Below are 10,205 nucleotides of genomic sequence, written 5' to 3'. Positions count from 1 at the left end.
GTCTTTGCCAATCTTAATGTCTACTGAGTCTAAAATGCGCGAAGACTTTATCGATATTCCATTTGGAATGGGGTCGGTAGCGCGGCTGATATTCGCGTATGTGGCTTCGCCCGCGGCTATCATTTCTATTATTGCGGGAACATTGGTCTTTGTAATAAACGACACCCTTACTTTCTGGCTGATGGTGAAACTAACCATTGTGACGATACTGGTGATATTGCACGCGAGCCTTGGGCTACTGATAACGCGCCTTGAACGCCAGGAAATGCGTTATCTGGCAGGCTTTAGCTGGTGCTTTCTGATAGCGATATTTTGCGGCGTCGGAAGCATACTGTTTGTGGTCCTGGCAAAACCTGCTGCACCTGGTTTTGTGCCATGGCCAATCTAGGGCTCAACTTAGCGTTCATTATTTTGAGGCTCGTTAACACCTACGCCGTAAGCAAAAACCAGTTGAGCGCCCAAAAAACCAGTAATACCGATAAGGATGCCAGCTAGAACGCTGACATAGATTCCCCAGGGATTAATAAGTTCGCCGGGGTTATCGCCTAAGCGTAAGGTAAGGTTAAATGTGGTCAGCGATAGCGTCATTACTGCTAGAACGGCGTGAGCCCAGGCTGCGACAATATGGCGAATAATACGTACAGTAAAAACATCAATGGCACCGGCAAGGCTGGCCAAAACACCAAATGCCAGTCCAGCAGCAGTAAGCCAAAAACTGGCTTCAGCCCAGAAAGGATCGCTGGTAAGGATAAATACAATATCTGTGACAATGAGTATGAGCAAAAACGCGATGGGAAAATGGATCAGGGCTGGATGTAGCGCATGCCCCCTAAGTGAAGCGCGGCTGCTGATTATTGAATTCGACATAGAAGCGTCAGATCCTAAATACCGTTTAAGGAGTGAGTTTGGTAAATAGAGTAACAGAATATCTTTTCACTGCCAGTGCCTTATTGTTGGCAGGTTGCAGTGAGCCGTATTCCATTCTCGCCCCGGCAGGTCCGTCAGCCAAGGCGGTTACCACAATCTGGTGGGGCATGCTCACGGTTGGAGTCGTGGTATTACTGGGGATTTGCTCACTCTGGTGGTATGCCAGCTTCCGACGCAATCGTAAATATAGCGATGCAGATGTAAAACGCGTTCTTACTCGTATGGTTTTGTGGGGCGGTATTGTGTTACCCACGGTGGGCATAACCGTATTGCTCATTTTTGGTATTCCAGCCGGGAATATTATGCTGCCTTTGGCAGATGAGCGCGCTGTGCGAATTGATGTGCATGCCAGACAATGGGCGTGGGATGTAACCTATCCGCAACATGATATTGAACTAACAGATGAAATTCATATTCCTGTCGATACGCCAATTGATATTCATGTGACTAGTGCGGACGTGATTCATGGCTTCTGGGTGCCACGGCTAGGAGGAAAGATTGATGCGATCCCGGGGCACACGAACATCGTGCGTTTGCAAGCCGATGAAGTAGGTGAGTTCGGTGGCCAATGCGCCGAATATTGCGGCCTTTCTCACGCTAAAATGCATTTTAAAGTCATTGCTCATTCTGCTGAGAAGTTTGATGCATGGCTCGTCCAACAAGGTAAAACACAATGAATGGCAAATCAGAACTACACAAAAATTTTGCCAAGGTATGGGATAACCTACCTGGGTGGGGCAATCTTGCAGCGGTAAACCATACTTCTATCAGTCAGCGATTCATGCTAACCGGGGTGATCTTTTTTCTCGTAGGCATTTTGCTGGCAATGCTGATCCGCTCGCAATTGGCGTTGCCAGGTCAGACACTCATTACTGCCGACCTGTATTCACAGGTTTTTACTATGCACGGCACTATTATGATGTTCTTGTTTGCCATTCCGGTTCTGGAAGGCGCGGCGATGTATCTTATTCCAAAGATGATCGGCACGCGCGATCTAGTCTTTCCCCGTTTGAGCGCCTTAGGCTATTACTGTTACCTCTTTGGAGGGTTGATTTTGCTGTCAAGTCTGGTGCTAGGCATCGCGCCTAATTCGGGCTGGTTTATGTACACACCCTTATCCAGCGACGACTATTCCGCTGGCGCGGGCTCAGACTTCTGGCTACTCGGAGTGACTTTTGTAGAAATATCTGCAGTATCGGCAGGTATTGAGCTTACCGTCTCGATTTTGCGTACAAGAGCGCCGGGCATGAGTTTGAGCAAAATGCCTATTTTCTGCTGGTATATTCTCGCGATGGCGTTAATGATCGTGTTCGGTTTTCCTCCGCTGATTCTGGCTAGCATTCTGTTAGAGCTTGAGCGGGCAGCGCAAATGCCTTTTTTTGATCCTAACGCTGGTGGTGACCCTATTTTATGGCAGCATTTGTTCTGGTTATTCGGCCATCCTGAAGTTTACATTATTTTTCTGCCGGCAGCGGGTATGGTCTCCACTATATTGCCAGTGTTCGCGGGTCGACCGCTGGTGGGATATCGTTGGGTTGTATTATCAGTAATCATCACTGGGTTTATCAGCTTTGGCTTATGGGTACACCACATGTTTACCGTCGGGATCCCTCATTTGGCCCAGGCATTTTTTTCCATTGCCAGCATGCTGGTGGCGATTCCCACAGGCATTCAGATTTTCGTTTGGTTAACGACATTGTGGGTAGGCCGTGTTCGGTTTGAACTGCCGATGCTATGGATTTTTGGCTTTTTGTTTATCTTCGTTTGCGGTGGGTTGACTGGTGTGATGCTAGCACTGGTGCCCTTTGACTGGCAGGTGCACGATACGCACTTTGTAGTGGCGCATTTTCATTATGTGCTTATTGGCGGAATGTTCTTTCCGCTGATCGCCGCCCTATATTACTGGTTGCCCCATTTTTCCGGACGAATGCCGTCTATGAGAATGGGACGCTGGGCGTTTGGCTTGGTGTTTGTCGGATTTAATTCAACGTTTCTGATCATGCACCTAACTGGTCTGTTGGGCATGCCACGCCGAGTGTTTACTTACGAAAGTGGCCTGGGCTGGGATTGGTTAAATCTGAGTTCTTCCATTGGTGGCTTCGTGCTCGCGATTGGTATTTTAATGCTCGTCTTAGATGTGACGCTACATTTTCGATATGGTCGAAAGGCTTCATCTAATCCTTGGCAAGCTGATACATTGGAATGGGCCACGGGCATGCCGCCGGTGTCTTACAATTTTGCCAGTATCCCTGAGGTAAAATCACGTCATCCACTATGGGACGACCCGTCGTTGATTAATAGCATTCCAGCTGGCGAACATGGCTTAAAAAGTATTAAGCACGGGCGACGGGAACTGTATGGAACAGATGCGATTAGTGGCAAGCTAAAAGAAGTTATTCATATTCCCAGCCATTCGTGGTGGCCTCTAATTTGTGCGGCTACCCTGGCGGGGTTGTGCATCAGCCTGGTGTCTAAAGCGTATATGGTCGGCATCTTTTTCGCCATATTGGGTCTAGGCTTCTTTTTACGCTGGAGTTGGGAGAACGGCACGCACAAGACGATGGCACCACTGACGGATGAAGAAGCGAGCCGGGGAGAGCCGCCTCTGCACTCGCGTACCTTTGACGGGCCAGGGTTATGGGGTATGTGTGTGACTCTGTTAGCTGACGGCACCTTATATTTGTCGCTGCTTTTCGGTTGGTTATATTTGTGGACAGTTTCACCAAATAAAACCTTACCTGACGTGTCGGCAATTTCGCCGGTTTTAATGGGGCTAAGTGGTGCGTTACTGACCATTGCAGTGACTTTGTATCGCCGTCTGAATCGCTATTTGCGCCGTGAGCAAGAGAAGTCGCTCGCTAAGTGGCTTTGGCTCGTTTCAGCCTGTGGAATGGGTCATGTTGGACTATTGGCTTTCATCACTGTTTCGAGTGACCTGCAATTTACGACTAATGCGTATGATGCCGTATTGTTGGTGATGCTGGCCTTTTTGCTTTTCCACAGTATCATCAGCGTGATCACCACTACGCTCCAGGCACTGCGGGTTAGTTATGATTACATCAGTACAAAGCTGTCCTATGAAATTGTCGTAATGAGCCCCATGTGGTTGTTTACACATGTTATTTTTTGGCTAAGCTTCGCAAGCTTTTTGATCTTACCAACAATATGGGAGGCTAAATGAAAGTTTCCCGCGCGCACCCTTGGCATCTTGTGGCCGGGTTTGTGATTTGGGCGCTCTGGTTTGTATTTACTTATGGCGGTGTCGCGGTGGCTTGTCAGCTGGCTAAACCTGCGGCCGAGGCGGGCCCATTTAATTGGATAAACCTTAGTTTTTTAATTCCTACGTTTCTTATTGTTATTTATTTGGGAATTTGCGCCTTTAAGTCGTGGCACGTAGCGGCAAATGCAGAAAATGAGTCGCGCTTTTTACTGCGTGTAGCGGCGACAAGTTATCTTGCTTCGGCCATTTCGACGCTGGCTGTTGGCATTCCTCTTTTGGCGATGGCACCATGTATTTAATTATTCTCGTAGCAACGTTATTGTTTTGGTCAACCGGTGCATGGGCGCACAACCCCTTTACCAGTGGTGGCCAGGACGCGTTTTCCGCTAGCCTTACGGCGGTGATAGTACTGATATTCTGGATAATCTATGTATGGGGCTGCCGCTACGCTACCGCAGTTGTATGGCGGAGATGGCTATTTCATATCACCATTTTGATCACCTTTTTTACCATTTTGGGTCCGTTGGACGAATGGGCTGAACATAGCTCTGCTGCGCATATGACCCAGCATATGTTTATGATGGTAATAATAGCGCCAGCTTTCGCTTTGGCTCGGCCATTGCCACAGTTCTACAGGGCTTGTGGAGCATATGGGGAAAGATTATGGAAATATGCATTTAAAATCACTCAATATCCGATGGTATGCACCTACTTTCACGGTATGATGATCTGGTTCTGGCACATCCCGAAATTTTATATGTTGGCGTTGGAGAATCCCTGGATTCACGTATTCGAACACGCCTGCTTTCTGATATCGGCGGTATGGTTTTGGTGGGCCTGCTTACATGCCTTTACCCGTAAAGTTCCCTATGCGTTGCTGGCACTGTTGGTGACGCTAATGCACACGGGCTTTTTAGGTGCGTTTCTTACCTTTGGCAGCACTCCTTTTTACGGTGAATCCCGCAACCTTGCCGATCAGCAATTAGCGGGACTTATCATGTGGGTAGTAGGTGGAGTGCCCTACATCACCGCAGCATTTTGGGTGGGGCATCGCTGGTATAGACAGCTACAACGAAAATCGCTAACTGTTTAATCAGAAGGATTTGTACGTGAGGACTACCGGTCTCGGAGAATAGTTAGCAATCTTGTCATAGAAAGCGCGCCATTACGCGCTTTCTCGTCACCAAATCAAAGCTTGTTAATTAGGCAGCTTCAAGTTCAGCTTTAACCGATGACAGCGCAACATGGTCGTCCATCTCAATAATCATTTTTGCCATGAGCTGCGGATAACCTTTAGCCAGAGCAGCAATTTCCTTACCATCTTTGCGAAAAACTGCGAGGTATTGTTCGTCTTCCGGTGTGCCCACCGCTTCGATTTCGTCCCACTCTTTTGCGTGGCCTACGTATTCAAACTTTACATCAAATTGCTGTGTCCAGAAATAAGGTGTGCGATCAAATGCTTTACGTTCGGCAGGGTAGGCTAGGCTCGCGAGTATATTTTCTGCTGCGCAACGACCATGCTGCTGGGCTAGTCGCCAGTGCTCAATGTGCATTTCTTCGCCATTATACGGATAGCTGGTAATATCACCCACCGCATAGACATCTTCAGCAGCTTCAAGGAATTCGTTCACTTTCACCAATCCCTGATGCGTTAATGTAAAGCTATTGAGTAAATCTTTATCAGTCGTTATGCCGGTAGCTAGCAGCACCAGATTGGTTTCCAACGTTTCGCCACTTTCCAGCTTCACTGCGGTTACTTTTTCAGTACCATGAAATCCACTTACTGTGCCCTCGACAAACTCGACGTCATGCTTCTCGTGTAAATCACGGAAATACTGCCCGATTTGGGTTCCAAATTGTTTTTCAAACGGCACCGCATCAGGTGCGATAACCTTTACCCGTATATTGTCGCTACGCTGCTTTAATGAAGCGGCCACTTCCAGACTAATAAAACTGTTGCCAACAATGGTAATATTGTTCGTGTTTTCAACGTCAGCTAATAGACTTTCCACATGCTCAATATTTCGAAGCGTATGGATCCCCAACAAATTAACGCCGGGTAAATCCGGCCGTATGGGGATCCCGCCTGTGGCAATAAGTAATCGATCGTATGTCAACGATTGACCATCATATAGCTCAATTTGATGGGCGGCAGTATCAATTCCGGATACTTTAGCCACTAGGCGTGTAACTTCTGTGATATCCATGTCGTCTTGATTAACAAGGGGGTCTACCTCATCAGGTTCCATGTCGCCCGCTGTCACAGCTTTGGTAAGCAGTGTTCGGTCATAAGGTGCATCTGCTTCTGGATCAACAACAGTGATCCGACCGTGGTAACGATTGTTCACCAGACTTTGCAGAGCGGCAGCGCCTGCTGCGCCAGCGCCGACAATCACAATATGAGAATGTGCGTTAACTGCAGTTAATCGGTTTTGTCGTTTATCGGTGCTGTCGGTGGCCTGTTCGGGATCCACAAGTACCTCGCCGTCACGTATTTCAACCGCATACCGAGATAATCCTGTTAGTGCAGGTGGTTCGCATACATCAGCAGAGGCGATATCAAAAGTGCCTTTATGCCATGGGCAAACCAACTTGCCTCGACATACTGCACCATCTTCAAGAGGCGCACCTTTATGAGGGCAATCGGCGCTGCCGGCATAAACGTTTTCACCGTCACGAATGAGAAGAATTTCTGTATCGTTAAGGGTAACGCGTTTAGGTTTGAGGTTTTCAAGGCGGTCTGCAGGACCGGCTGAGATAAATGACATGAGAGGCTCCTTATCCAAATGGGCGCCGACACCGTGTGCCAGCAAGGAAGTATTGCGAGACTCTAGACCATCAAGTTTTATTCCTATTTGCGCATTGAAAACATTAAATTTCATTTTACGGTCGTGCAATCTTACTTATTTAATTAAAATCATTAGCCTATGGCATTTATTAACCAACGCGGTGTGGCAGCAAAGGCTCCTTGCATGATGGCTCCCCAAACCAATCGTGTTTTTACTACAAAGTATATTCCTGTCGTTCGCAAGTTTTACACTGTCCCGCCGCATTATCGATTATCAAGCAGACGCGGCGCGTTTCCCTAAATTGCCGAAGTTGATTAGATTTTGTCTATTTTCATCGTTTTCTCTCTGTCAATGACCCGAAACGCGGGTTGATTCGTTACTCAATAGTAACCCTCTTAATTTTAGGTTTCTGGCAAGGACTTATTGATGGCACAACAAGCAGCAGAAAAGCGGATTGTTCTGATAACTGGTGCATCTGGCGGCGTAGGCAGTGCACTTTGTGAGGTGCTGAAAAAAGATTATCACCTTATTGGGTTGGATTTGACACCTTGCGAAAGTGCCCATGAAAGTTACGAGTGCGATTTTACCTCCAAAGACTCCATTTCCCTTGCGTTGTATAAAATTCATGAAAAACATGGCGGTCATATTGCCTGCGTGATTCACCTTGCCGCCTATTATGATTTCTCGGGCGAAGACAACCCCTTGTATGAGGCTCTCAATGTAAAGGGAACGGCGGATTTTCTAACCGAACTGCAGCGCTTTGATGTGGATCATTTCATCTATTCCTCCACCATGCTCATTCATCGGGCAGGGGTCCCTGGAGAAAAAATCACCGAGGACACGCCCATTGAGCCCGGCTGGACCTATCCGCAGTCTAAAGCCGATGCCGAAGAAGCCATTCGCAGCCATCATGGCAAAATTCCCTATACCCTGTTACGAATGGCTGGCTTGTACGATGACCACACCGCTGTTCCCACTTTAAGCTATCAGATCGCCCGCATTTACGAGCGGCAATTTAAGAGTTGGGTGTACTCGGGCGATAAAATGGCCGGACAAGCTTTTTTGCATAAAGACGATATGGTGTCATTGTTTACCGAGCTGGTTGAAAAGCGCCATGAAGTGCCCAAAGAAAATGTACTATTGGCCGGCGAAGACAGCGTAATGGGTTATCAGGCGCTGCAAAATCGAATTGGTCATTTGATTTATGGTGAACGAGAGTGGAACACCATCGAAATACCGGAGTATGTTGCTAAACCTGGAGCTTGGCTGGAAGAAAAAACCGAGCCGGTGGTACCTGACGCCTTTGATCATGGTGAAAAGCCGTTCATTAAACCATTCATGATTGATTTATCAAGTGATCATTATGACCTTAATCTCAGCCGGGTAAAGGAACAGTTAAATTGGCGACCACAGCACCACATTTATGATGCACTGGAACGGTTAATTGACAATCTGAAAAAAGATCCGCCAGGTTGGTATAAAGCCAATGGCATCACTTTGCCAGACTGGATGCAAACGGCGAAGGAAAAAGAAGTTAACGCCAACGCAATTCGTGAAAAGCACGAAGATCATTATCGTGACGCCCATAGCAACTTTATTTGGGCCCACTTTATGAATATCGGGTTGGCGTTCTGGTTGTTAACCGCGCCATTTTTGTTGGGGTATGAAAGCCGCGCAATGACGATTAGTGACATGGGGTCGGGACTGGCACTGCTGGTGTTTGCCGGTTTAAGTCTGTCATGGCGAATGAGCCAGGCTCGCTGGGCCGCGGGAATTGTCGGATTTTGGGTGCTCTCGGCACCGTTGGTGTTCTGGTCTCCTACGGCGGGGGCCTATCTGAACGGCACGTTAGTGGGCATGCTGATTATTGCTTTTGCCGTGTGCTCGCGGCCAACGCCCGGTGTATCACTAATAGCGGCGGAGACCGGCCCCAATATTCCGCCCGGTTGGGAGTTTAATCCGTCAAGCTGGGTGCAACGGATGCCTATTATTTTGCTCGCATTTGTAGGTTTTTTTATTTCACGCTATTTGTGTGCCTTCCAGTTAGGACATATAGACGCGGTATGGGAACCGTTTTTTGCAGGCGGGGGCGGTGACCCGAAAAATGGCACCGAAGAAATTATCACATCTGAGGTATCTGAGGCGTGGCCGGTTCCCGACGCCGGGTTAGGTGCTATGACTTATGCGCTGGAAATTCTTACCGGCCTGATGGGGTCAACCCGCCGCTGGCGCACCATGCCCTGGTTGGTAATGCTGTTCGGCATTATGATTGTGCCATTAGGCGTGGTGTCGATTTTCTTCATTATTATTCAGCCCATCGTTATTGGAACCTGGTGTACACTTTGCCTGGTTGGTGCAGCAGCCATGCTGATTCAAATTCCTTATTCGCTGGATGAGCTGGTGGCAACTACTGAATTCTTATGGCGTCGTAAAAAGCAAGGTCGCCCATTGCTACGTATTTTCTTTACCGGCGATACTGATACAGGAGCCTGGGAGGGTGATGAAAGAGAGTTTGAACGGGGCCCCATAACAGTATTTAAAGACATGATTGCAGGAGGAGTTACTTTGCCCTGGAATCTTGCGCTCTGCATTCCTGTCGGAGTTTGGCTTATGTCCACTCGTTTGACGCTGGGGACCGAGGGCAGCACGGCTAATGCTGATCATGTGGTGGGAGCTCTGGTCCTGACAGTCGTTGTTACTGCTACTGCCGAGTCTGGGCGCATGGCACGTTATGCGCTTGTTCCTCTAGGCCTGGCATTATTTACCACGCCATTTCTGCTCGGTGCCCCTCTGGTTTCAGTTGTTTCAAGCTTGCTATGTGGCGCATTGCTAATTGGGTTGAGTTTACGAAAAGGTCATATTAGAGCAAGCTACGGGAAATGGGATAAATTCATTGTTTAGGAAAATAAGAGGGCTTCTTCAATCAGGTTATCCCTCTTGTCGGCAAAAAGCATGGATAATAAGCTGCTCCCACAGGTCGCGCTAGAGGCATGTAAATGAATAAGTCTGTTTACGTCAAAATCGCTTGGAAATATACCGGCAGTATCCCTTGGTAATCACATCATTACCTCTTATCACTTACCAATTTACGAAACTCAAATCGCCAAGACTAATGAACAAAAATTTCAAAAAGCCTGACTTGCCGAGTTACAGCGCTCTTCAATGATCTTGGCCTTTTTGTTAATAGCATAAAGATGGAGCACATAGGTAGATCCCGACCTCGCAGGTGAACAAGTCGTACTTTGGTGGGGCCTGTTTGACGACGAATT

8 protein-coding genes are annotated in these 10,205 nt (G+C 47.8%); 6 read left to right on the top strand and 2 right to left on the bottom strand.

Annotated features, from left to right (window positions below; all coding sequences use genetic code 11):
- Nucleotides 1–388: hypothetical protein (locus ACLR2L_RS15620; RefSeq protein ID WP_413369384.1), on the top strand; the 388-nt coding region annotated here is incomplete at its 5' end.
- A gap of 8 nt (nucleotides 389–396) precedes the next feature.
- Here the strand turns inward: ACLR2L_RS15620 and ACLR2L_RS15615 are convergent.
- On the bottom strand, nucleotides 397–867 hold the full coding sequence (locus ACLR2L_RS15615) for a DUF2231 domain-containing protein (RefSeq protein WP_283620243.1): 471 nt from the start codon (nucleotides 865–867) through the stop codon (nucleotides 397–399).
- Between the two features lie 38 nt (nucleotides 868–905).
- Between ACLR2L_RS15615 and coxB the strand changes: the two genes are divergently transcribed.
- From coxB to ACLR2L_RS15595, 4 genes are read left to right on the top strand one after another with little or no spacing between them, the layout of a single operon-like run.
- Nucleotides 906–1,604 carry a cytochrome c oxidase subunit II gene (coxB, locus tag ACLR2L_RS15610; protein WP_049587406.1) on the top strand — a complete coding sequence of 233 codons (699 nt, stop codon included), beginning with the start codon at nucleotides 906–908 and terminating at the stop codon, nucleotides 1,602–1,604.
- On the top strand, nucleotides 1,601–4,108 hold the full coding sequence (gene ctaD / locus ACLR2L_RS15605) for a cytochrome c oxidase subunit I (RefSeq protein ID WP_049587404.1): 2,508 nt from the start codon (nucleotides 1,601–1,603) through the stop codon (nucleotides 4,106–4,108). Before coxB ends, ctaD begins: the two co-directional genes overlap by 4 nt.
- Nucleotides 4,105–4,446 carry a hypothetical protein gene (locus ACLR2L_RS15600; protein WP_012519723.1) on the top strand — a complete coding sequence of 114 codons (342 nt, stop codon included), beginning with the start codon at nucleotides 4,105–4,107 and terminating at the stop codon, nucleotides 4,444–4,446. The genes ctaD and ACLR2L_RS15600 overlap by 4 nt, the downstream gene beginning before the upstream one ends.
- The gene (locus ACLR2L_RS15595; protein ID WP_049587401.1) at nucleotides 4,437–5,240 is read left to right on the top strand and encodes a cytochrome c oxidase assembly protein; all 804 of its coding nucleotides are present in this window, start codon (nucleotides 4,437–4,439) and stop codon (nucleotides 5,238–5,240) included. Before ACLR2L_RS15600 ends, ACLR2L_RS15595 begins: the two co-directional genes overlap by 10 nt.
- Before the next feature lie 109 nt (nucleotides 5,241–5,349).
- On the opposite strand, the gene ACLR2L_RS15590 is transcribed toward ACLR2L_RS15595, so the two are convergent.
- On the bottom strand, nucleotides 5,350–6,915 hold the full coding sequence (locus tag ACLR2L_RS15590) for an FAD-dependent oxidoreductase (protein ID WP_413369381.1): 1,566 nt from the start codon (nucleotides 6,913–6,915) through the stop codon (nucleotides 5,350–5,352).
- A gap of 447 nt (nucleotides 6,916–7,362) precedes the next feature.
- Here ACLR2L_RS15590 and ACLR2L_RS15585 point away from each other — a divergent pair, with 447 nt between their 5' ends.
- Entirely contained in the window at nucleotides 7,363–9,837 is a 2,475-nt protein-coding gene (locus ACLR2L_RS15585; protein WP_413369379.1) for a vitamin K epoxide reductase family protein, read from the top strand.
- Nucleotides 9,838–10,205: the final 368 nt, after the last annotated feature.

The sequence above is a fragment of the Alteromonas sp. AMM-1 genome, assembly GCF_047290655.1.
Taxonomy (GTDB): Bacteria; Pseudomonadota; Gammaproteobacteria; order Enterobacterales; family Alteromonadaceae; genus Alteromonas; species Alteromonas mangrovi.
The sequence above is the reverse complement of the archived record's forward strand: the minus strand, read 5'-3'. Positions and strand labels throughout refer to the sequence as shown.

What these genes read in the sequence shown, in the direction of transcription:
- ACLR2L_RS15600 (WP_012519723.1), top strand. Translation starts at nt 4,105, where the DNA reads ATGAAAGTTTCCCGCGCGCACCCTTGGCATCTTGTGGCCGGGTTTGTG.
- ACLR2L_RS15585 (WP_413369379.1), top strand. Translation starts at nt 7,363, where the DNA reads ATGGCACAACAAGCAGCAGAAAAGCGGATTGTTCTGATAACTGGTGCA.
- ACLR2L_RS15595 (WP_049587401.1), top strand. Translation starts at nt 4,437, where the DNA reads ATGTATTTAATTATTCTCGTAGCAACGTTATTGTTTTGGTCAACCGGT.
- ctaD (WP_049587404.1), top strand. Translation starts at nt 1,601, where the DNA reads ATGAATGGCAAATCAGAACTACACAAAAATTTTGCCAAGGTATGGGAT.
- ACLR2L_RS15615 (WP_283620243.1), bottom strand. Translation starts at nt 867, where the DNA reads ATGTCGAATTCAATAATCAGCAGCCGCGCTTCACTTAGGGGGCATGCG.
- ACLR2L_RS15590 (WP_413369381.1), bottom strand. Translation starts at nt 6,915, where the DNA reads ATGTCATTTATCTCAGCCGGTCCTGCAGACCGCCTTGAAAACCTCAAA.